Below are 23,730 nucleotides of genomic sequence, written 5' to 3' on the forward strand. Positions count from 1 at the left end.
GGCGTGGATGGTAAGTGGTTGTTAAAAAAGAGATTTGCCTCCGGTTGAGAGGTGAACCTGGTGAGAAAGTGTCTATGAAAACAGGTCTGTACCATCCCGAAGAATTCAAGGACAACTGTGGTTTTGGCCTGATTGCCCATATGACGGGCGAACCGAGCCACCACCTTCTGCAAACCGCCATGCAGGCGCTGACGTGCATGACCCACCGCGGTGGTATCAACGCCGACGGCAAAACCGGTGACGGTTGCGGCCTGCTCATGCAGAAGCCCGATCAATTCCTGCGTGCCATGGCCCAGGAGCACTTTGCAGTCGAGCTGCCCAAGCAGTACGCCGTCGGCATGGTGTTTTTCAACCAGGACCCGGTAAAAGCCGAAGCCGCCCGTGCCAACATGGACCGCGAAATCCTGGCTGCTGGCCTCACGCTGGTTGGCTGGCGCAAAGTCCCGATCGACACCCGCGTGCTTGGCCGTCTGGCCCTGGAGCGCCTGCCGCAGATCGAACAGGTGTTCATCGGCGGTGAAGGCCTGAGCGATCAGGACTTCGCCATCAAGCTGTTCAGTGCCCGTCGCCGTTCGTCCGTGGCCAACGCCCACGATGCCGACCACTACATCTGCAGCTTTTCGCACAAGACCATCATCTACAAAGGCCTGATGATGCCGCGCGACCTCGCGGCCTTCTACCCGGACCTGGGTGACGAGCGCCTGCAAACCGCGATCTGCGTGTTCCACCAGCGCTTCTCCACCAATACCCTGCCGAAATGGCCGCTGGCTCAGCCGTTCCGTTTCCTCGCCCACAACGGCGAGATCAACACCATCACCGGCAACCGCAACTGGGCCATGGCCCGTCGCACCAAGTTCGCCAACGACCTGATCCCCGATCTGGAAGAGCTTGGCCCGCTGGTCAACCGCGTGGGCTCCGACTCTTCGAGCATGGACAACATGCTGGAGCTGATGGTCACCGGTGGCATCGACCTGTTCCGTGGCGTGCGCATGCTGGTGCCGCCAGCCTGGCAGAACGTCGAGACCATGGACGCCGACCTGCGCGCCTTCTACGAGTACAACTCCATGCACATGGAGCCGTGGGACGGCCCGGCCGGCATCGTCATGACCGAAGGCCGCCACGCGGTGTGCCTGCTCGACCGTAACGGCCTGCGTCCGGCGCGCTGGGTGACCACCACCAACGGCTACATCACCATCGCGTCGGAAATCGGCGTATGGGATTACAAGCCGCAAGACGTTATCGCCAAGGGCCGGGTCGGCCCAGGGCAGATCTTCGCCGTCGACACCGAGACTGGCCAGATCCTCGACACCGATGCCATCGACAACCGCCTGAAGTCGCGCCACCCGTACAAGCGCTGGCTGCGTCAGCACGCCACGCGCATCCAGGCGACCCTGACCGACGACCAGGGTGCGGCCAGCTACGATGCTGACCAGCTCAAGCAATACATGAAGATGTTCCAGGTCACCTTCGAGGAGCGTGACCAGGTGCTGCGTCCGCTCGGCGAGCAGGGCCAGGAAGCCGTGGGCTCGATGGGCGACGACACGCCGATGGCAGTGCTGTCGCAGCGCGTGCGTTCCCCTTACGACTTCTTCCGCCAGCAGTTCGCCCAGGTCACCAACCCACCGATCGACCCGCTGCGCGAAGCGATCGTGATGTCGCTGGAAATCTGCCTGGGTGCTGAGCGCAACATCTTCCAGGAGTCCCCGGAGCACGCCTCGCGGGTCATCCTCAGCTCGCCCGTCATCTCGCCCGCCAAGTGGCGTTCGTTGATGAGTCTGGAGCGCGAGGGTTTCGATCGCCAACTGATCGACCTCAACTACGAACAGGGCGTCGGCCTGGAAGCCGCCATCCGCAACATCGCCGACCAGGCGGAAGAGGCGGTGCGCAGCGGCAAGACCCAGCTGGTGCTGAGCGACCGCTACATCGCCCCGGGCAAGCTGCCGGTGCATGCTTCGCTCGCCGTCGGCGCGGTTCATCACCGCCTGACCGAGCAAGGCCTGCGTTGTGACAGCAACATCCTGGTCGAAACTGCCACCGCGCGTGACCCGCACCACTTCGCCGTGTTGCTGGGCTTCGGCGCTTCGGCCGTGTACCCGTACCTGGCGTATGAAGTGCTGGCCGACCTGATCCGCACCGGCGAAGTACTGGGCGACCTGGACGAGGTCTTCAAGTACTACCGCAAAGGCATCTCCAAAGGCCTGCTCAAGATCCTGTCGAAGATGGGGATCTCGACCATCGCCTCGTACCGCGGTGCCCAGTTGTTCGAAGCCGTGGGCCTGGCTGAGGAAGTGGTCGGCCTGAGCTTCAAGGGCGTGTCCAGCCGCATCAAGGGCGCGCGCTTCGTCGACCTGGAAGGCGACCAGAAGCTGCTCGCCGCCGAGGCCTGGAGTGCGCGCAAGCCGATCCAGCAAGGTGGCCTGCTCAAATTCGTCCACGGTGGCGAATACCATGCCTACAACCCGGACGTGGTCAACACGCTGCAGGCTGCGGTGCAGCAGGGCGACTATGGCAAGTTCAAGGAATACACCACGCTGGTCGACCAGCGCCCGGTGTCGATGATCCGCGACCTGCTGAAAGTGAAAGTGGCCGACCAGGCCCTGGCGCTGGACCAGATCGAGCCGCTGGAGGCGATCCTCAAGCGCTTCGACTCCGCCGGTATCTCGCTCGGCGCACTGTCGCCAGAAGCGCATGAAGCGCTGGCCGAGGCGATGAACCGCCTGGGCGCGCGCTCCAACTCCGGTGAGGGCGGTGAAGACCCATCGCGCTACGGCACCCTGCGCAGTTCGAAGATCAAACAGGTGGCCACCGGCCGTTTTGGGGTGACTCCGGAGTACCTGGTCAACGCCGAAGTGCTGCAGATCAAGGTCGCCCAGGGCGCCAAGCCAGGCGAGGGCGGGCAACTGCCGGGCGGCAAGGTCAACGGCCTGATCGCCAAGCTGCGCTATGCGGTGCCCGGCGTGACCCTGATCTCGCCACCGCCGCATCACGATATCTATTCGATCGAAGACCTGGCCCAGCTGATCTACGACCTCAAGCAGGTCAACCCGCAAGCACTGGTTTCGGTCAAGCTGGTGGCAGAGGCAGGTGTCGGCACCATCGCCGCCGGCGTGGCCAAGGCCTATGCCGATCTGATCACCATCTCCGGTTACGACGGCGGCACCGGCGCTTCGCCGCTGACGTCGATCAAGTACGCCGGCGCTCCGTGGGAACTGGGCCTGGCTGAAACCCACCAGACCCTGCGCGGCAACGACCTGCGCGGCAAGGTGCGGGTACAGACCGACGGTGGCCTGAAGACTGGCCTGGACGTGATCAAGGCCGCCATCCTCGGCGCCGAGAGCTTCGGCTTTGGCACCGCGCCGATGATCGCCCTGGGCTGCAAATACCTGCGTATCTGTCACCTGAACAACTGCGCCACTGGCGTGGCGACCCAGAACGACAAGCTGCGCAAGGACCACTACATCGGCACCGTCGACATGGTGATCAACTTCTTCACCTTCGTCGCCGAAGAAACCCGTGAATGGCTGGCCAAACTGGGCGTGCGCAGCCTGGGTGAGCTGATCGGCCGCACCGACCTGCTCGAAGTGCTGCCTGGCGACACTGAGCGCCAGCAGTACCTGGACCTGACGCCGCTGTTGGGCAGCTCGCACATTCCGGCTGACAAGCCGCAGTTCTGCGAAGTCGACAAGAACCCGCCGTTCGACAAGGGCGAGCTGGCCGAGAAGATGGTCGACATGGCCCTGCCGGCCATCCGCGACCAGGCCGGGGGTGAGTTCGCCCTCGACATCTGCAACTGCGACCGTTCCATCGGTGCCCGTATCTCTGGCGAAATCGCCAGGCTGTACGGCAACCAGGGCATGGCTGACAAGCCGATCACCTTCCGCTTCAAAGGTACTGCGGGGCAGAGCTTTGGCGTGTGGAACGCCGGTGGCCTGAACCTGCACCTGGAAGGTGACGCCAACGACTACGTCGGCAAGGGCATGACCGGCGGCAAGGTCACCATCGTGCCGCCAGTTGGCAGCCCGTTCGAAACCCAGCACAGCGCCATCGTCGGCAACACCTGCCTGTATGGCGCGACGGGGGGCAAGCTGTTTGCCGCCGGTACTGCGGGCGAACGCTTCGCTGTGCGCAACTCAGGTGCCCACGCCGTTGTCGAGGGTACTGGCGATCACTGCTGTGAATACATGACCGGCGGCTTTGTCTGCGTTCTGGGCAAGACCGGTTACAACTTCGGTTCTGGCATGACTGGCGGCTTCGCCTACGTGCTCGACATGGACAACACCTTCGTCGACAAACTCAACCACGAGCTGGTGGAAATCCAGCGTATCAGTGGTGAGGCGATGGAGGCCTACCGCAGCCACCTGGCGCGCGTCCTTGCCGAGTACGTTGAAGAAACCGGCAGCGAGTGGGGGCGTGAGCTCTCGGAAAACCTGGACGACTACGTGCGGCGCTTCTGGCTGGTCAAGCCGAAGGCGGCCAATCTCAAGCAGTTGCTGTCCAGCACCCGTGCCAACCCGCAGTAACAACAGCTGCAAGTGGCAAGCCTCACGCTGCACATCCAGCAGCGTGAGGTTTGCCGGACCCAAGTGATCGACTTGCAGCTTGCAGCTTGTAGCTTGCGACTGCGGTAAAGAGGTTTTGAAAAATGGCTGAACGTCTGAGCAACGACTTCCAGTTCATCGAAGTGGGCCGCAAGGACCCCAAGAAAAAGCTGCTGCGCCAGCGCAAGAAGGAGTTCGTGGAGATCTACGAACCGTTCAAGCCGCAGCAGTCCGTAGAACAGGCGCACCGCTGCCTGGGCTGCGGTAACCCGTATTGCGAGTGGAAGTGCCCGGTGCACAACTTCATCCCCAACTGGTTGAAGCTGGTGTCCGAAGGCAACATCCTGGCCGCGGCAGAGCTGTCGCACCAGACCAACACCCTGCCGGAGGTGTGCGGCCGTGTCTGCCCGCAGGATCGTCTGTGCGAGGGGGCCTGCACCCTGAATGACGGTTTTGGCGCGGTAACCATCGGCTCGGTGGAGAAGTACATCACCGATACCGCCTTCGCCATGGGCTGGCGCCCGGACATGTCCAAGGTCAAGCCGACCGGCAAGCGTGTTGCCATCATCGGTGCTGGCCCTGCTGGCCTGGGTTGCGCCGATGTGCTTGTGCGTGCCGGCGTAACCCCGGTGGTGTTCGACCGCAACCCGGAAATCGGTGGGCTGCTGACCTTCGGCATCCCCGAGTTCAAGCTGGAAAAGACCGTGCTGAGCAATCGTCGCGAAGTCTTCACCGGCATGGGTATCGAGTTCCGCCTGAACACCGAAGTGGGTAAAGACATCACCCTGGAACAACTGCTCGCCGAGTACGACGCCGTGTTCATGGGCATGGGCACCTACACCTACATGAAGGGCGGCTTCCCGGGCGAAGACCTGCCGGGTGTGCATGACGCACTGGATTTCCTGATTGCCAACGTCAACCGCAACCTGGGCTTCGAGAAGTCACCGGAAGACTTCGTCGACATGCAGGGCAAGAAGGTCGTGGTGCTGGGCGGTGGCGACACTGCGATGGACTGCAACCGCACCTCGATCCGCCAGGGCGCCAAGTCGGTAACCTGCGCCTATCGCCGTGACGAGGCCAACATGCCCGGCTCGCGCAAAGAGGTGAAGAACGCCAAGGAAGAAGGCGTGAAGTTCCTCTACAACCGCCAGCCCATCGCCATTGTCGGTGAGGACAAGGTCGAAGGTGTGAAGGTGGTCGAGACGCGTCTGGGTGAGCCAGATGCCCGTGGCCGCCGCAGCCCCGAGCCGATCCCGGGGTCTGAAGAGATCCTGCCGGCTGATGCCGTGGTAATCGCTTTCGGCTTCCGCCCAAGCCCAGCGCCGTGGTTTGAGCAGCATGGCATCCAGATGGACAGCCAGGGCCGCGTCGTGGCACCGGAGAAGGGCAAGTTCAAGCACCAGACCAGCAACCCGAAGATCTTCGCAGGTGGCGACATGGTGCGCGGTTCTGACCTGGTGGTGACGGCCATTTTTGAAGGCCGTACGGCTGCTGAAGGCATCCTGGACTACCTGGAGGTCTGATCCATGGCATTCGCCGGGCACGCTCGCCCTTACAGGTTCCACGCCGAATCTATGCGGGCGGGCTTGCCTGGCGAAGGTTTTGTATACAAAAACGCTTGATCTATGGCATCCAATAGACAAAACGCATGGCCATGGCCGTGCCTTTTGGGCTGGCGTCTGAGAAAATGCCCGCACTTTTTTGCCGGATGCCGACATGACTGCCCTGAAGAACGATCGTTTCCTGCGTGCACTGCTCAAGCAACCCGTAGACGTGACCCCGGTCTGGATGATGCGCCAGGCTGGCCGCTACCTCCCGGAATACCGCGCCAGCCGCGCCAACGCCGGGGACTTCATGAGCCTGTGCATGAACCCGCAGTTCGCCTGCGAGGTCACCCTGCAGCCGCTGGACCGCTATCCACTGGACGCAGCGATCCTGTTCTCGGACATTCTCACCATCCCCGACGCCATGGGCCTGGGCTTGTACTTCGAAACGGGTGAAGGCCCGCGCTTCAAGAAGGTCATCAGCACCCCGGCCGATATCGAAGCGCTGCCGATTCCAGACCCGCAGAAAGACCTTGGCTATGTGATGGATGCGGTCAGCACCATTCGTCGCGAGCTCAACGGCCGCGTACCGCTGATTGGTTTCTCTGGCAGCCCCTGGACCTTGGCCACCTATATGGTCGAGGGCGGTTCGTCCAAGGACTTCCGCAAGACCAAGGCCATGGCCTACGACAACCCACAGGCGTTGCACCTGCTTCTGGACAAGCTGGCCCAGTCGGTGACCAGCTACCTCAATGGCCAGATCCTGGCCGGCGCCCAGGCGGTGCAGATCTTCGATACCTGGGGCGGCAATCTGTCGGCGGCGGCCTACCAGGAATTCTCCCTGGCTTACATGCGCAAGATTGTCAGCGGCCTGATTCGCGAGCACGAAGGCCGCAAGGTGCCGGTGATCCTGTTCACCAAGAACGGCGGCCTGTGGCTGGAAAGTATCGCCGAAGCCGGTGCTGACGCCCTTGGCCTGGACTGGACCTGTGACATTGGTGACGCCCGCCGCCGTGTCGGCGACAAGGTGGCCTTGCAAGGCAACATGGACCCAACCGTGCTGTACGCCAAGCCCGAAGCCATCCGTAACGAAGTGGCACGCATCCTGGCCAGCTATGGCAAGGGCACAGGCCATGTGTTCAACCTGGGCCACGGCATTACGCCGGAAGTCGACCCTGAGCATGCCGGTGTGTTCATCAATGCCGTGCATGAACTGTCGGCGCAGTATCACCAGTGACCTGATGCACGAAAAAGAACCGGCCTGCGTGCCGGTTTTTTTTGCATAAGTTATTCAGGCGTGTGGCGTAAGAGCGGGCATGGCCCGTGGAACAGGCAACGCGGTGGTTGGCCCCCGGCTTGGCCGCGGTTCGCGGGGCCAGCCCGCGCCCACAGAAGCCCTGCGTCAGGCGGTCTTGGGCGCCAGCTTGCTCAAGCGCAAGGCCACCAACAACGCCACCGTCAGCAAACTGCCAATGAACAGCCCGATGCCATTCCAGCCCCATTGGTGCCAGAACACCCCACCCGCCGTACCCGCCACGCTCGACCCTGCGTAATAGCAGAACAGGTACAGCGATGAAGCCTGCCCCTTGGCCGTCAGTGCCCGGCGGCCAATCCAGCTACTGGCCACCGAATGCGCGCCAAAGAAGCCAAAGGTGAATACCAGCATGCCAAAAATTACCAGTACCAAAGGCGTCGCCAAGGTCGTCAGCAAGCCGCCTGCCATCACCACGATACTGGCCCAGAACACCTTGCGCCGGCCCAGTTTGTCGGCCAGGGCGCCGACCTGCGCCGAGCTGTAGATACCCGACAGGTAAACCACCGACAACAAGCCGACCAACGCCTGGTTCATGTGGTAAGGCTCGGCCAGCAGGCGGTAACCGATGTAGTTGAACAGGGTGACGAAGGCGCCCATCAGCAAGAAGGCTTCGAGGAACAGCCAGGGCAGGCCGGCGTCCTTGAAGTGCATGACGAAGCCATTGAGCAGGCTGCGCGGGTGAAGCGTCTGCGGGCGGAAGTTGCGTGATTCGGGCAGTACCTTCCAGAACACCAGTGCTGCGAGCAGCGCCAGGCCACCGATGGTCAGCATTGCCGTGTGCCAGCTGACGAAGTCGATCAGCACGCCGGTAATAAGCCGGCCGCTCATGCCGCCGATGGCATTGCCACCGATGTACAGGCCCATGGCCAGACCGATGTGCTGGGGATGGATTTCTTCACTCAGGTAGGTCATCGCCACGGCCGCCAGGCCACTGAGTGACAGGCCCACCAGCGCGCGTGTGGCGAGCACCCCTTCCCAGGTCGGCATCACGGCGCTGACCATGGTCGATAGCGCGGCGCACAGCAACGCGAACACCATGACTGGCTTGCGCCCGATACGGTCGGAGATTGGCCCCGTGATCAGCAGGCCGAATGCAAGCATGGCGGTCGAGACCGACAGCACCAGGCTGCTCTGCGCGGCGTTGATCGAAAACTCCTGCGACAGCAGGGGCATCATCGGTTGTACGCAATACAGCAGGGCGAAGGTGGCGAAGCCGCCGCTGAACAGCGCCAGCACGGTTTTCATGAAGGCAGGCGTGCCTTTTTCGATCCAGATCTCGTTCAGCGTGGCAGGTTCGGGGTCGGCGGAAAGGGGGGCTACAGCAGTTTTCACGGGTGGGTACCTCAGGCGCAATGAAAAAAGCATATAGCTGGCTAATGATTAGATCCAATATATTGTTCGACCTATTTAAGAGCTTTTGCGACTCGTTTGGAGCCCTCTATGGAACTGCGCCATCTGCGTTATTTCATCGCCGTTGCCGAAGAGCTGCACTTTGGCCGCGCCGCCCAGCATCTGGGGATCTCCCAGCCGCCACTTAGCCAGCAGATCCAGGCCCTGGAGCAGGAGCTGGGGGCGCGGCTGTTCGAGCGGACCAATCGTCGGGTCGAACTGAGCGAGGCCGGGCGGTTGTTCCTCGACGAGGCCCGGCAGGTCATGGCGCAAGTGGAAAAAGCGGCCGATGTCGCGCGCCGTGCGCAACTGGGTGAGCTGGGCGAGATGAAAATCGGCTTCACCTCGTCCGCCCCGTTCACGTCGAAGATCCCCAAGGCCATTCATGCATTTCGCCAGCGGTTCCCCGCGGTACACCTGAACCTCAAGGAAATGAGCAGCCGTGACATTGCCGAGGGCGTCTTCGACGAGTCCATCGAGGTGGGGCTGATGAGGCCCATGCCGCTGCCGGACGGGCTGGTAGCCACCGAACTGTTTCGCGAGCCGCTGGTAGCCGTAATCAATGCGTCCCATCCGCTGGCCGAGGGGGCCGAGCAGGGTGTGTACATGGCGGCACTGGCGCAAGAGCCGTTCGTGTTCTTTCCACGCAGTTATGGCAGCGGGTTGTACGCGCAGTTGCTCAGCCTGGCGCGGCAGGCGGGCTTCAGCCCGCATTTTGCTCAGGAGGCCGGGGAGGCGATGACCATCATCGGGTTGGTGTCGGCGGGTCTGGGCGTGTCGGTGTTGCCGGCGTCGTTCCAACGCATGCGTATCGAGGGCGTGGTGTATCGCACGCTGCTCGATGAGGATGCAACATCGGCGGTGTGGCTGGTGCAGCGAACACAGGGTGGCTCGGCGATGGCAAAGGCGTTCGCCGAGCTGTTGACGGGGCGACCGCTGGGCTCAGTTGAGGTGTAGCGACCAGTGGCGCTCAGCGATACGCCGCAGGCACAGGCGCAAGTCGCTTTCCAGGGCACGGTCCTCGATGACGGGAGGGAAATCCGCCAGCAGGGCCGCGTGCATCTGTGCCAGGGGCGGTGGCAACGGTCGGCTGCCTGTCTCGCGGCCACGTAGCCATACGCCCTGGTTGGCAGCCAGCAATGCTGCTGCGGCGACTTGCTCGCTCAGCTCCAGCACGCGCAGGGCATCACGGGCCGCGATGGTGCCCATGCTCACTTTGTCCTGGTTGTGGCATTCCGTGGAGCGCGAAAACACGCTGGCCGGCATGGTCTGCTTGAGGGCCTCGGCGGTCCAGGCGCTGGCGCCGATCTGCACGGCCTTGAAACCATGGTTGAGCATGGCCCGCTCGGCCTGGGCTCCGGACAGGTTGCTCGGCAGGCCATGGTTGTAGCGCACGTCCACCAGCAGGGCGAGTTGGCGGTCGAGCAGGTCGGCGACGTTGGCCACCAGCGTCTTCAGGCTGTCCATGGCAAAGGCGATATGGCCTCCATAGAAATGCCCGCCATGCAGCACCCGTTCGGCATCACCGTCGATGATCGGGTTGTCGTTGGCGCTGTTGAGTTCCGTCTCGATGAAGCCGCGCAGCCAGCCCAGGCTGTCAGCCAGCACGCCCAGCACGTGCGGTGCACACCGCAGGGAATAGCGGTCCTGCAAGCGGTGCAGCGGTGGCAGCGGGGCGTCGACGGCCAGGTCCTGGCGTAGCCAGGCGGCGACCTGGGCCTGGCCTGGGTGCGGCTTGGCGGCGAACAGCCGTTCGTCGAAGTGCTCCGGGTTGCCCTGCAGGCCGATCACGTTGAGCGCGGTGATGCGGGTGGCCAGCTTGAGCAGGTAGTCGGCGCGGGCAAACGCCAGGCAGGCCAGGCCGGTCATTACCGCGGTGCCGTTCATCAGTGCAAGGGCTTCCTTGGGGCGCAGCACCAATGGCTGCCAGCCGAGCTCACGGTGCACCTCGGCACTGTTGCGGCGTTGCCCTTGGTACATCACTTCACGTTCACCGGCCAGGGTCGCGGCGACGTAGGACAAGGGCGTCAGGTCGCCACTGGCGCCCACCGAGCCTTCTTCGGGGATCAGCGGCAGGACGTCGTGGGCCAGGAAGTCGCGCAGGCGCTCCAGCAGCACCAGGCGCACACCCGATACGCCATGGCTCAGCGAGCGTAGCCGCGCGGCCAGTACGGCGCGGGTGGCGGACGCATCGAGCAGGCGCCCCAGGCCGCAACCGTGGAAGGTGTAAAGGTGGCGTGGCAGGGCTTCTACGTGCTCCAGGGGCACGGCGACCACACAGGAATCGCCGTAGCCGGTGGTGACGCCATAGATCACGCCTTCCTTGTCCAGCAGCGTATCCAGGAAGCGGGCGCCGCGTTCGATACGCTCGCGGTACGCCCCATCGTCCTGCAGGGTTACCGTGGCACGGCGTTCGGCCAGGGCCAGGACGTCTTCGATCACCAGCGGCAGCTCGCCGAAGGTTACAGGCTCATGCGGGTGCATCGTCATCGGTCTTCCGTCGTGTGTGGCGATTGATCTCGCGGGCAGGGTACCGTTGCCATCGGTGTCCGGCAATTGCTGCTGGCCATTGCTGCCGCGCCGCCACATACTCGGGCATTCGTTGATACACGGAGGTCTCTCATGCGGCGCGTGGTGTTCAATCAGAAAGGTGGCGTGGGCAAGTCGAGCATCGCTTGCAACCTGGCGGCGGTGAGTGCCAGCGAAGGCTACCGGACCCTGCTGATCGACCTGGATGCCCAGGCCAACTCGACTCAGTACCTGACGGGCCTGACCGGTGACGACATACCCATGGGTATCGCCGACTTCTTCAAGCAGAGCCTGTCCAGTGGGCCGTTCAGCAAGAAGAACAAGGTGGATATCTACGAAACGCCGTTCGACAACCTGCATGTGGTCACCGCCACCGCGGAGCTGGCCGACCTGCAGCCCAAGCTTGAGGCCAAGCACAAGATCAATAAGCTGCGAAAGTTGCTCGACGAGCTGGACGAGGATTACGAGCGAATCTACATCGATACCCCGCCCGCGCTGAATTTCTATGCAGTTTCCGCGCTGATCGCAGCCGATCGTGTACTGATTCCCTTCGATTGTGACAGTTTCTCGCGCCAGGCCCTGTATGGCCTGCTGGCAGAAATCGAAGAGCTCAAGGACGACCACAATGAAGACCTGGTGGTCGAAGGCATTGTGGTCAACCAGTTTCAATCCCGCGCCACACTGCCCCAGCAGATGCTTGACGAACTGCTCGCCGAGGGGTTGCCGGTGCTACCGGTGTACCTGGGCAGCTCGGTGAAGATGCGCGAATCGCACCACGCCAGCCTGCCGCTGATTCACCTGGAGCCCCGGCACAAGCTGACCCAGCAGTTTGTCGAGCTGCACGATCTGCTGGAGCGCGCTGACTGAGTCGAGCGATTGGGCGCTGGCATACCGGTAGGTGGCGGTCTTGGGCATGAAGCCTAGACCCCTTGGCTACGCAGCCACTCGAGCAATGACTGCAGTGGAAATGCGCCTGCCTGGCGGCTGATTTCGCGGCCGTTCCTGAACAGGATCAGGCTGGGGATCGAGCGGATACCCAGTTGCCCGGCCAGGTTGCGGTTGGCTTCGCTGTCGAGCTTGGCCAGGCGGCAGCGGCCGTTGAGCTGGCGGGCGGCCTGCTCGAAGGTGGGGGCGAAGGATTTGCACGGGCCGCACCAGTCGGCCCAGACGTCGATCAGCAGCGGCAGGTCGCCTTTGATCTGGCTGGCGTAGTTGCCTTCGCTGAGCTCGAATGGGTGGTTCAGCAGTACATCCTGTTTGCAGCGCCCGCATTTCGGTGCATCGCCCAGGCGCGCGGCGGGCAGGCGGTTGAGGCCGTTGCAGTGGGGGCAGGGGATCAACAGTGGCTCGGTCATGTCATTTCCTTGTGTTGTTCGTCCAGGCCTCGTCATGAGGAACAGCTGATTTCCAGATGCTTGCCCCATTCCGGTGGTCGCTCGGCGTAGCCCTGCATGCCGGCCTGTTCCTCGAACGGCTTGCTCAGCACCTGATGCAGCTGCCGTACTTCACTGTAGTCGCCGGCCTCGGCTGCTTCGATGGCTTTTTGCGCCAGGTAGTTGCGCAGCACGTAGAGCGGGTTCACCGCATGCATCCGTTCCCGGCGGCCCTCTGCGTTACCGGTTTCGCGCGCGCAGCGGGCCAGGTAATCGGCACCCCAGGCATCGAAGCCTGACAGGTCGATGAAATCATCGCGCACCACCTTGAGCGCCTCGTCCACCGGCCGCTCGCCCAGTTTGCGGAAGAACAGGTTGTAGTCCACGCCGCCGCTCTGCATGCGCTGCAGCAGGCGCTCGACCAGCGCCATGTCGTCGTCCTCGGCGGTGGTCAGGCCCAAGCGGCGGCGCATCAGGTCCAGGTAATGCGCCTGGTACAGCGGCAGGAACAGCCCCAGCGCTTCCTTGAGCGGTTCGACTTCGACAACCGTGGTCATGGCCTGGGCCAGTGCACTGAGGTTCCAGTGGGCGATAGGCACCTGATTGGCGTAGCTGTAGCGGCCGCGATCATCGGAATGGTTGCAGATGAAGTTGGCGTCGAAGTCATCCAGGAAGGCGTAGGGGCCGAAGTCGAAGGTGATGCCGAGGATCGACATGTTGTCAGTGTTCATCACCCCATGGCAAAAGCCATAGGCCTGCCATCGTGCGATCAGCTCGGCGTTGCGCTCGACGAGGGTACGGAACAGGGCCAGGTACGGTTGCTCGGCGTCGCGGCATTCAGGGTAATGCTGTTGCAGCACATGATCGATCAGCACGCGTTGCTGCTCGGGCTGGCGGGTGTAGTAGAAGTACTCGAAATGGCCGAAGCGCACGTGGCTTTGTGCCAGGCGCGTGAGCATGGCGGCGCTCTCGCGGGTTTCGCGCCAGACCGAGGTGCTGGACCCGATCACGCATAGCGCCCGGCTGGTGGGGATACCCAAGGCGTGCAACGCTTCGGACGCGAGAAATTCGCGAATCGACGAGCGCAGTACAGCGCGGCCATCGCCCATGCGCGAATACGGCGTCTGGCCGGCCCCTTTGAGATGCAGGTCCCAATGCTCGCCGTGGTCGTTGAGCACTTCAGCCAGCAACAGGCCGCGGCCATCGCCTAGGCGCGGGTTATACGAGCCGAACTGGTGGCCGGAATACACCATTGCCCGTGGATCTGCTGCTTCCCAGAGCTTTTGCCCGCTGAACAGCTCGGCAAAGAGCGGTGAGTCGACTTGGGCGGGGTCAAGGTCGAGCAGGGCCATGGCCGATTCGCTTGCGACCACCAGGCGTGGGTCTGCGATGGGGTCGGGCAGCACCTGGGTGGAGAATGCATCGCCCAGGCGGGCGAAGCGGTTGTCGAAGGTGAGTTGGTCGAGGGCTTTCACGGGCTGCTCCTGGGGTGGGTACCAAGGGGCCACCTTGCGGCCCCACCGCCGGCTTGCCGGCGATCGAGGGCGCAGCCCCCGCAGGCATTCTGGGCTTTCATGCCCTATGGAGTCTACTTACACCGGTTGAGTGCCATCGGGTTTGGGCTGTTCCAGGGGAATCAACTGCTGCTTGCCGCCCTTGGGGTCCATCAGGAACACCTCGACCTGGCGTACCGAGATCTTGATGTTGTGCGCCTTGAACTCGCGGTTGATGAAGCGGTTGATCTCGTCCAGCGTCGGGTTGCGGTCGCCAAGATCGCGGACATGCATGCGCAACTCGTGGTCCAGCGAGCTCTCGCCGAAGTTCAGGAAGTACACGATTGGCTCCGGGTCCTTGAGTACCCGGGGGTTTTCGTGGGCGCCCTTGAGCAGCAGCTCGCGTACCAGGTCCAGGTCGGAGCCGTAGTCGATGCCCAGTTTCAATGTCACCCGGGTTACCGTGTCGGTCAGCGACCAGTTGATCAGTTGGCCGGTGATGAAGGTCTTGTTGGGGACGATGATGTCCTTGCGGTCGAAATCGGTGATGGTAGTGGCGCGGATGCGGATCTTGCTAACCGTGCCGGACAGGTTGCCGATGGTGATGGTGTCGCCGATCCGTACCGGGCGCTCGAACAGGATCATGATGCCGGAGATGAAGTTGGCGAAGATTTCCTGCATGCCGAAGCCCAGGCCGACTGACAGCGCGGCCACCAGCCACTGCAGTTTGTCCCAGCTCACCCCCAGGGTAGACAGGGTGCTGACAATGCCGACCCCGACGATGGTGTACGAGAGCAGCGTGGTGGTGGCGTAGGCGCTGCCCTGGGCCAGGTTCAGGCGCGACAGCACCAGCACCTCGAGCAAGCCCGGCAAGTTGCCGGCCAGGGCGAAGGTGATGCCGACGATCACCAGCGCGCCAAGCAGGTCGCCGAGGCTGATGGGCACCATGCTGGCAGCGGTGCCGGTGCCGCTGGTGTATTCGTACAGGGTGAAGTTGTTGAGGTAGGCGAATACCGAGATCAGGTCCGACCACACCCAGTACAGGCCGGCCATGAACCCACCCAGCAAGGCCAGGCGGATCAGGCGCAGTGACTGTTGGTTGACCTGTTCGATGTCCAGCGTCGGCTCTTCGGTGATGACCTCGCCATCCAGCCCTTCCTTGGCTGCCGCACGCTTGCTCAGGGCGCGTTGGTAGGCCAGGCGCCGCGCGGCTACCGACAGCCCGCGCACGAATGCCGCTTCGATCACCAGCCAGAACATCAGCAGGTAAAGGGTGTAGATCAGGCGGTCGGTGAGCTTGAGTGCGGTGTAGTAGTAGCCGAAGCACACCGCCACGAACAGAGCGATCGGCAGCGCGGTGAAGGCCACCCCCACAGCCTTGCGGAACAGTGAGGTGTCGCGGTGCGCCGGGCTGCTCAGCAGCAGGCGGCTGAGCAGCCACGCCATCAAGGCGTAGCAGGTCAGCACCACGCCGATGCCCAGCACATCGTCGGCCAGCGCCGATGGCTGATGCTCGGCGACCGCCACCACGCCGACCAGGGCCAGTACCACGGTGCCCAGCCTGCGCACCCAACCCCGCAGGAACTCGACCTGGGGCTTGTGCCAGCGGAAGTGGATTTCCGCTACCCCGCCGGGGGCAAGAATGCGGTACGCGGTATAGAACACCAGCCAGGCCTGAGCCAGTTGCCACAGCGCTGCGCCCAGGTTGGCGTTCTGCCCGCGGGCGTCGATCTGCAGGGCATAGCTGCACAGAGCCAGGCCGAGGCTGACGGGCATCGCCAGCAGGATGTTGATCAGGATCGCCTGGGGGGTGTGCCACTGGCTGTCTCGGCGGAAGTGGCCGATGTCCTGGTGCACCTTGCTCAGCCGCTGGTAAAGGTACTTGCGGCGCCAGAGCAGGGCACCGATGACCAACAGCAGTGGCAGGAACAGTAGTGGGCGCTGGCTCAGGCCATCGGCCAGTTCCTTGAGGCCGGATCCCCAGGGCAGGTCAGCGACCTGTTTGGCGAAACGCTCCGGTACATAACTCAGCCAGTCCCAGTCCAGCGGCTTGTTGCTGGGGATCCAGAACATCTGCTCGTCCAGCGTGGTGCGCAGGCCCTGGGCGGTGCCGAGCAGTTGCTTCTGGTTGAGCTGCAGGGTGATCGATTCGTTGAGCAGGGCTGACAGTTCACGGTTCAGGCGTTCGAGCAGGTCGCTGCGGGTGATGGCAACTTCCAGCAGTGCCTTGCGCAGCGCCGGTGTCGCATCTTCCTGCGGCTGGTTGGCCAGCAGCTTGTCGACATAGGCTGCGGGGCTGCTCATCTGCTCGCGCTGCTGGTTGATCTCGAACTGGTACAGGCGAATGTCGGCGATCTGGTCGGCCAGGTCGCGGTCCACCTTCAGGTGCGGCAAGGCCTGCTTCTGCTTGTAGAGGATCTTCGACAGCAGCAGGCTGCCCTTGAGCACGCTGATCTGTTCGTCCAGGGCCTGGTCGGCCTGGGTCAGGCTGTCGAGCTGCTGCTTGGTGCGCAGGTTCTGTTGGGTCAGTTCGTTGAGGCGGTCGGTGCTTTTGAGCAGGTAGTCGGACAGCTTGAGGTTGGCGGCGCTCTCGCTGGCCAGCAGGCTGCTGCCGCCTGCCTTCTGCGCTTCGATCGACTGCTGGGTGACCGTCTCCTGAGACTGGGCCAGGCGCTTTTCGTTGATCAGCGTCTGCAGGTCCTGGATTTCCTGCTCCAGGCGGGCGGCGCGTTCGATCAGCAAGTCATGCCGCGCGTTGCCAAGGTCCTGCAGCAGGCCATTGCCGGCCAGTTCCTGGCGGCGCAGCAAGGTCACTGCATTCAGCGAGGCAAGTTCGGCGGCGAGCTGGTTACGCTGGTCGGCGTTGAGCGTCTTGCCGCCGTCCTTGCCGCTTTTGAGGCTGTTGTTGATCTGTTGGGTACGGGTCTGATTGTTGCTGATTTCGGCCTGGGCACGCTCGGGGCGTGTCTGGGAGTTGATGATCAGGCTGTTGGCTTCAGACAGCGCCTTCTGCAGCTCCCCCTGTTGGGTGTTGCGCTCGCTGAGCATCTGCTCGAGCTGCGGCACTGTGAGCGTGGCATAGCGTTGGGCGACCGGCTGCGGCTTGCTTTCCTTGAGCTTGGCCAGTTCTTTCTGGCTGTCGCTGGTCTCTTTTGGTGCGCTGGCCAGCTGTTGCTTGAGCGCAGCGAGCTTTTTCTCACTGTCCTCTTTGTTGGCCAGCAGGCCCAGGGTCTGCTCCAGTACCTGCTGCAGGGCCTTCTGATCGGCTTCCGGAAGTTTGCGCTCGGCGATCTTGTCGAGGCTGTGCTGAATACTGGCAGTGGTAGGGGTTTCGGCCGCTACAGCCGCGAACGAAAGGGACAGGCACAGCCCGAGCAGGGCTGTGCGAAGGTACACGCGCAGAGACATAGGCAGACTACTTGTGGATCAGGCGAAATCGGAGTTTAGAGGAACAATCCTGGTCCGGGTCGCGTTCCTTCGGGGAATCTGACGCCCACTTTCTGGATCTTGTTCCCGTCCATGGTCGCCACGGTCCAGATCGTGCTGTGCCATTCGACCTGGTCACCTACTACTGGAGCGCCTCCGACCTTCTGTCGGATGAACTGCGCCAGCGGCATTTTCGCGTCCAGGCCGTCGAGTTTCAGGCCATACAGCGCGGCCACAGCACCCAGTTCGGCATCGCCTTCGAGCACGAAGTCGCCGAAGAAACGCAGGTCCAGGCCGCGCTGGGGCGCTTGGCTGAACAACTTGCCCAACGCCGGCAGGTCATGTTCATGGCCGATCACGCAGAGCATGTCGCCGACCTCCAGCACGGTACTGCCCGACGGGTGTAGCAGTTGCTCGCCACGGAACAGCGCGGCGATACGGGTGCCTTCAGGCATCTTCAGTTCGCGCAGGGCTGCGCCGATGCACCACTTTTCCGCACCCAGGCGGTACACGAACAGCTCCCACTCGCTGGTGATGTGCACCTCGAGTGCCGAACGCGAGATGGGGGCCGGGTCCGGCGGTACCGTCACTTTCAGCAGCTTGGCCATCCACGGCAAGCTGGTGCCTTGCACCAGCAGCGACACCAACACGATGAAGAAGGCCAGGTTGAAGAACAGCTGGGCGTCCGGCAGGCCGGCCATCAGCGGGAACACGGCCAGAATGATCGGCACCGCACCGCGCAGGCCGACCCACGAGATGAAGCCTTTCTCGCGGCCATGGAAGGCTTTGAACGGCAACAGCGCGGCCACGACCGACAGTGGGCGGGCGACCAGGATCATCCACAGCGCCAGGCCCAGTGCCGGCAGGGCAATGGGCAACAGGTCATGGGGTGTGACCAGCAGGCCCAGCACCAGGAACATGCCGATCTGCGCCAGCCAGGCCATGCCATCGAGCATGTGCAGGATGCCATGGCGGCTACGGATCGGCTTGTTGCCCAGCACCAGGCCGCACAGGTACACGGCAAGGAAGCCGCTGCCGTGCAGGGCGTTGGTCAGCGAAAACACCACAAGCCCGCCGGCGACCACCAGAATCGGGTACAGGCCCCCGGCCAGGTTGATGCGGTTGACCAGTTGCAGCATCAGCCACCCACCGCCCAGACCGAGCAGGCCGCCGATGCCGAACTCGCGCAGCAGGTGGGTGAGCAGGCTCCAGTGCAGGCCGGTCTGGCCGCTGGCGATCATGTCGATCAGGGTTACGGTGAGGAACACCGCCATCGGGTCATTGCTGCCCGATTCGATTTCCAGCGTAGCGGTTACCCGTTCGTTCAGGCCTTTGCCGCCGAGCAGCGAGAACACTGCTGCCGCGTCGGTAGAGCCGACGATGGCACCGATCAGCAGGCCCTGGATCAGGCTCAGGTCGAACAGCCAGGCTGCCACCAGGCCAGTGAGCGCAGTGGTGATCATCACGCCGACGGTGGCCAGCGACAAGGCCGGCCACAAGGCCACGCGGAAGCTGGCCACGCGGGTACGCAGGCCACCGTCGAGCAGGATTACCGCCAGTGCCAGGTTGCCCACCAGGTAGGCCGTCGGGTAGTTGTTGAAGATGATGCCGCCACCGTCTACGCCGGCGACCATGCCGACGGCGAGGATGATGACCAGGATCGGAATACCCAGGCGCGATGACAGCGAACTGACCAGGATACTTGCACCCACCAGCAATGCGCCGATCAGGAACAGGCTGTTGATGGTGCTTGCATCCAAAGGCAGGTACTCCGGGACGGCGGGGGGAAAATGAACTGGGTAGCATGCTTTTCGGCAAAAGCTAGCAGGTCGCGTGCCAATCGATTCTAACCTGATGAATTGGCAGCATGTAAAGCGTTTCTGCAGATGTAGAAAAGGCACCGCGGTGGGTGCCTTTTCTACGTGTGCCTGGGCGGGCCTCATCGCCGGCTTACCGGCGACCGGGCCTGTCAGCCTTGCTTCACTTCCCGCATCGGCTTGCCTTTCACTGGCGCACCGTTGGCCACATAGTACTTGGCGGTGCTACGCGGCAGCGGCTTACGGCCACGGATCTTGTCCGAGATTTTCTCGGCGATCATGATCGTGGTGGCGTTCAGGTTGCCGGTGATGATGATCGGCATGATCGAGGCGTCGACCACACGCAGGCCCTGCATGCCATGCACGCGGCCTTCGTTGTCGACCACGGCCATGTCGTCGGTGCCCATCTTGCACGAGCACGATGGGTGGAAGGCGGTTTCGGCGTGCTCGCGGATGAACTTGTCCAGCTCTTCGTCCGTCTGCACGTGTTCACCTGGGCTGATCTCGCGACCGCGGTACGGGTCCAGCGCCGGCTGGGCCATGATTTCGCGGGTCAGGCGGATGCCGTCACGGAATTCCTGCCAGTCCTGCTCGGTGGCCATGTAGTTGAACAGGATGCTCGGGTGCTGGCGTGGGTCCTTGGACTTGGCCTGGATGCGGCCGCGGCTTGGCGAGCGCATCGAGCCCATGTGGGCCTGGAAGCCGTGCTCCTTCACGCCGTTGGAGCCGTTGTAGTTAATTGCCACCGGCAGGAAGTGGTACTGGATGTTCGGCCACTCGAACTCAGGGCGGGTACGGATGAACCCACCGGCTTCGAACTGGTTGCTGGCGCCGATGCCGGTACCTTTGAACATCCACTCGGCACCGATGGCCGGCTGGTTCCACCACAGCAGCGATGGGTACAGGGATACTGGCTGGGTGCAGGCGTACTGCAGGTAGAGCTCGAGGTGGTCCTGCAGGTTTTCGCCGACGCCCGGCAGGTCGTGCACCACCGGAATGTCGAGGCTTTCCAGCAGGGCGCGGGGGCCGACGCCGGAGCGTTGCAGCAGTTGTGGCGAAGCGATGGCGCCGGAGCTGACGATGACTTCCTTGCGGGCGCGGGCTTCGACGCGCTCTTCGCTGTCGCCGACCAGGTAGGTCACGCCAACGGCACGCTTGCCGTCGAACAGCACGCGGTCGCTCAGGGCATGAGTGACGATGGTCAGGTTAGGGCGTTTCTTCGACTGGTCCAGATAGCCGCGGGCGGTGCTGGAACGGCGGCCGTTCTTGGTCACGGTACGGTCCATCGGACCGAAGCCTTCCTGCTGGTAGCCGTTGAGGTCTTCGGTGCGCGGGTAACCGGCTTGCACGCCGGCTTCGACCATGGCGTGGAACAGCGGGTTGTTGCCGGCTTTAGGCGTGGTGACGCTGACCGGGCCTTCGCCGCCGTGGTAGTCGTTCGGGCCGATGTCGCGGGTTTCCGCTTTGCGGAAGTACGGCAGGCAATCCAGGTAGGTCCAGTCTTCCAGGCCTGGCAGTTTTGCCCAGCCGTCGAAGTCCAGGGCGTTGCCACGGATGTAGCACATGCCGTTGATCAGCGAGGAGCCACCCAGGCCCTTGCCGCGACCACACTCCATGCGGCGGCCGTCCATGTGCGGCTCTGGGTCGGTCTCGTAGGCCCAGTTGTAGCGGCGGCCCTGCAGGGGGAAGGCCAGGGCGGCAGGCATCTGGGTACGGAAGTCGAAGCGGTAGTCGGGGCCACCGGCTTCCAGCAGCAGTACGGTGACGCCGGCGTCTTCGGTCAGGCGGGTAGCCAGGGTGTTACCGGCAGAGCCGGCACCGACGATGATGTAATCGAATTCTTGGGACATGTGAGTACCCTCGTTTGGCGGTGATCAGGGAGCGCAAACGCCCGTGCGCAGTGGCACGGGCGTGGCTAGACAGGGTTTAGAAAACCGAGTTGTAGCCGCCCAGCTCGACCTGGACCGACTTGATGCGAGTGTATTGCGCCAGCGAGCTGACGCCGTTTTCACGGCCGACGCCCGATTGCTTGTAGCCACCGACCGGCATTTCGGCTGGCGACTCACCCCAGGCGTTGATCCAGCAGATGCCGGCTTCGAGCTTGTGGATGATGCGGTGGGCACGGGTGATGTCATTGGTGCACACGCCCGCGGCCAGGCCGTATTCGGTGTCGTTGGCGCGGCGGATGACTTCCTCTTCGGTCTCGTAGCTGAGGATGCTCATCACTGGGCCGAAGATTTCTTCCTTGACGATGGTCATGTCGTCGGTGCAATCGGTGAACACGGTCGGTGCGACGAAGGCGCCCTTGGCGAAGTCACCGGCAGTCAGACGCTCGCCACCGCACAGTACGCGTGCACCTTCTGCCTTGCCCTTGGCGATGTAGCCCAGCACGCTTTCCATGTGCTGGAAGCTGACCAGAGGGCCGAAGTTGGTGTTTTCGTCTTCTGGGTTGCCAACACGGATGCGGGCAACGCGCTCGGCGATCTTGGCTTCGAATTCGGCCTTCATCGCGGCAGGGATGAACACACGGGTACCGTTGGTGCAGACCTGACCGGAGCTGTAGAAGTTGGCCATCATCGCGATGTCGGCAGCCTTGTCCAGGTCGGCGTCGGCGCAGATGATCAATGGCGACTTGCCGCCCAGTTCCATGGTCACTTCCTTGAGCGAGGAGCTCGAGGCGCTGGCCATGACCTTCTTGCCGGTGGTGGTGCCGCCGGTGAAGGAGACTTTCTCGATGCGCGGGTGCTCGGTCAGCAAGGTGCCGACTTCGCGGCCGCTGCCGGTCAGGACGTTGAACACGCCGTCCGGCAGGCCGGCTTCGGTGTAGATCTCGGCCAGTTTCAGGGTGGTCAGCGAAGTGACTTCCGACGGCTTGAAGATCATCGCGTTGCCAGCGGCCAGGGCCGGTGCGGATTTCCACAGGGCGATCTGGATCGGGTAGTTCCACGCGCCGATACCGACGGTGACGCCCAGCGGCTCGCGGCGGGTGTAGACGAAGGAGCTTTCGCGCAGTGGGATCTGCTCGCCTTCGATGGCGGGCACCAGGCCTGCGTAGTATTCCAGTACGTCGGCACCGGTGACGATATCGACGTAGCGGGTTTCGGAGTACGACTTGCCAGTGTCCAGGGTTTCCAGCATGGCCAGCTCGTCGTTGCGCTCACGCAGGATGTCGACAGCGCGGCGCAGGATGCGCGAACGCTGCATGGCGGTCATCGCCGCCCAGACTTTCTGGCCGCGCTCGGCGCTCTCGACGGCGCGCTCGACGTCAGCCTCGGTGGCACGTTGCACGTGGGCGAGGACTTCGCCGGTAGCCGGGTTGATGGCTTCGAAAGTGGCATCGCTGCCAGCGTCGACATAACCACCATCGATGTAGAGTTTTTGCGTTCCGAAACGGGCCATAGTGTCCTCGCAAGTGCAGTGTGTGATTGGCTATCCGCGTAGCGCTCCTGCCTGTTGGGCAATGCCTGCGCGCGGTTGTTCAGAGGCCTGGTCGTTTGCGTTCAGGCACTGCTGCTTAGCCAGTTGTAGTTCCAGGTATTCATAAGCAATTCGTATTGCCTGGTCGGTATCGAAAGCATCCCCTGACAGGGCGCCACGCAACCACAAACCGTCGATCAAGGCAGCCAGACCGCGGGCTGCGCTACGCGCTTCGTCCTGCGGCAACACCCGGCGAAACTGGAAGCACAGGTTGGAATACAAGCGGTGATCGTTGATCCGCTGCAGCCTGTGCAAGGACGGCTGGTGCATGCTCGCGGCCCAGAAGGCCAACCAGGTTTTCATTGCCGGGCCGCTGACCTGGCTGGCATCGAAGTTACCCTCGATGATGACTTTCAGGTGCGCCCGCGGGCTGTCGTCGATGAGGGCCTGCCGACGTGCGACGGTACCTTCGCTCAACGCGTTCATGAGGTAGCGCATGGTCGCTGCGATCAGGCCGTTCTTGTCCTGAAAGTAGTGACTGATGATGCCGTTCGACACACCGGCCAAACGGGCAATCAGCGCAATGCTGGCATCCCCCAGGCCGACCTGGTCGACAGCCTGCAATGTGGCGTCGATCAACTGCTGGCGGCGAATGGGTTGCATACCGACCTTGGGCATCTTGCGAATCTCCTCAGGCCTGCGGGCAGACGACAAGCGGCTGCCTCGGCGAAGGCCAGTCTATTTTGTTTTGATTGAACGTTCAATCAATAAAGAATAAGCTCTGCGACAATTTGTGCCATTGACAGTTTTTCAGGCTGTTTCGAAGGCACGGATTGACACCCCAGGAAATCGTGTAACCCCCGGAATACAAGGCGTTGACGGGCAAGAG

At 63.0% G+C, this 23,730-nt stretch carries 14 protein-coding genes; 5 read left to right on the forward strand and 9 right to left on the reverse strand.

Translation table 11 applies throughout. The features are described 5' to 3' along the window. The first annotated feature begins 74 nt into the window (after positions 1-74). From gltB to hemE, 3 genes are all read left to right on the forward strand, one after another. Entirely contained in the window at positions 75-4,520 is a 4,446-nt protein-coding gene (gene gltB, locus L6D80_RS07940) for a glutamate synthase large subunit (protein ID WP_176512596.1), read from the forward strand. A gap of 122 nt (positions 4,521-4,642) precedes the next feature. Next, a complete protein-coding gene (locus L6D80_RS07945; protein ID WP_054901854.1) occupies positions 4,643-6,061 on the forward strand; it encodes an FAD-dependent oxidoreductase in 1,419 nt (472 codons plus the stop codon). A 193-nt stretch (positions 6,062-6,254) separates the two neighbouring features. Then, positions 6,255-7,319, forward strand: a complete 1,065-nt coding sequence (gene hemE / locus L6D80_RS07950; protein ID WP_176512595.1) for a uroporphyrinogen decarboxylase — start codon at positions 6,255-6,257, stop codon at positions 7,317-7,319. A gap of 165 nt (positions 7,320-7,484) precedes the next feature. Here hemE and L6D80_RS07955 read toward each other — a convergent pair whose 3' ends face one another. Further along, positions 7,485-8,729, reverse strand: a complete 1,245-nt coding sequence (locus L6D80_RS07955; RefSeq protein WP_054901852.1) for an MFS transporter — start codon at positions 8,727-8,729, stop codon at positions 7,485-7,487. 108 nt (positions 8,730-8,837) lie between these two features. Between L6D80_RS07955 and L6D80_RS07960 the strand changes: the two genes are divergently transcribed. After that, positions 8,838-9,743, forward strand: a complete 906-nt coding sequence (locus tag L6D80_RS07960; RefSeq protein WP_176512594.1) for a LysR family transcriptional regulator — start codon at positions 8,838-8,840, stop codon at positions 9,741-9,743. On the opposite strand, the gene L6D80_RS07965 is transcribed toward L6D80_RS07960, so the two are convergent. After that, positions 9,729-11,276: an HAL/PAL/TAL family ammonia-lyase gene (locus L6D80_RS07965; RefSeq protein ID WP_176512593.1), complete on the reverse strand. Its 1,548-nt coding sequence runs from the start codon at positions 11,274-11,276 to the stop codon at positions 9,729-9,731. The two genes, L6D80_RS07960 and L6D80_RS07965, sit on opposite strands and share 15 nt — an antisense overlap. Before the next feature lie 132 nt (positions 11,277-11,408). On the opposite strand from L6D80_RS07965, the gene L6D80_RS07970 reads away from it, so the two are divergent. Beyond that, positions 11,409-12,182 carry a ParA family protein gene (locus L6D80_RS07970; RefSeq protein WP_054901849.1) on the forward strand — a complete coding sequence of 258 codons (774 nt, stop codon included), beginning with the start codon at positions 11,409-11,411 and terminating at the stop codon, positions 12,180-12,182. A gap of 53 nt (positions 12,183-12,235) precedes the next feature. Here the strand turns inward: L6D80_RS07970 and trxC are convergent, their stop codons facing one another. The 7 genes from trxC to betI all read right to left on the reverse strand — a co-directional run bounded on the left by trxC (position 12,236) and on the right by betI (position 23,519). After that, positions 12,236-12,670, reverse strand: a complete 435-nt coding sequence (gene trxC, locus L6D80_RS07975) for a thioredoxin TrxC (protein WP_054901848.1) — start codon at positions 12,668-12,670, stop codon at positions 12,236-12,238. Positions 12,671-12,702: 32 nt separating this feature from the next. Continuing rightward, positions 12,703-14,163, reverse strand: coding sequence for a protein adenylyltransferase SelO (selO, locus tag L6D80_RS07980; RefSeq protein ID WP_176512592.1), 1,461 nt, complete (start codon positions 14,161-14,163; stop codon positions 12,703-12,705). A gap of 117 nt (positions 14,164-14,280) precedes the next feature. Further along, entirely contained in the window at positions 14,281-17,589 is a 3,309-nt protein-coding gene (gene mscK, locus L6D80_RS07985) for a mechanosensitive channel MscK (protein ID WP_054901846.1), read from the reverse strand. A gap of 35 nt (positions 17,590-17,624) precedes the next feature. Next, complete coding sequence (locus L6D80_RS07990; protein ID WP_054901845.1) at positions 17,625-19,367, reverse strand: potassium/proton antiporter; 1,743 nt, start codon at positions 19,365-19,367, stop codon at positions 17,625-17,627. Positions 19,368-19,576: 209 nt separating this feature from the next. Continuing rightward, a complete protein-coding gene (gene betA / locus L6D80_RS07995) occupies positions 19,577-21,274 on the reverse strand; it encodes a choline dehydrogenase (protein ID WP_054901844.1) in 1,698 nt (565 codons plus the stop codon). A 76-nt stretch (positions 21,275-21,350) separates the two neighbouring features. Then, positions 21,351-22,823: a betaine-aldehyde dehydrogenase gene (gene betB / locus L6D80_RS08000; RefSeq protein WP_054901843.1), complete on the reverse strand. Its 1,473-nt coding sequence runs from the start codon at positions 22,821-22,823 to the stop codon at positions 21,351-21,353. 30 nt (positions 22,824-22,853) lie between these two features. Next, positions 22,854-23,519, reverse strand: a complete 666-nt coding sequence (gene betI, locus L6D80_RS08005; RefSeq protein ID WP_176512591.1) for a transcriptional regulator BetI — start codon at positions 23,517-23,519, stop codon at positions 22,854-22,856. Positions 23,520-23,730: the final 211 nt, after the last annotated feature.

It is taken from the genome of Pseudomonas ceruminis (assembly GCF_021602025.1).
GTDB lineage: Bacteria > Pseudomonadota > Gammaproteobacteria > Pseudomonadales > Pseudomonadaceae > Aquipseudomonas > Aquipseudomonas ceruminis.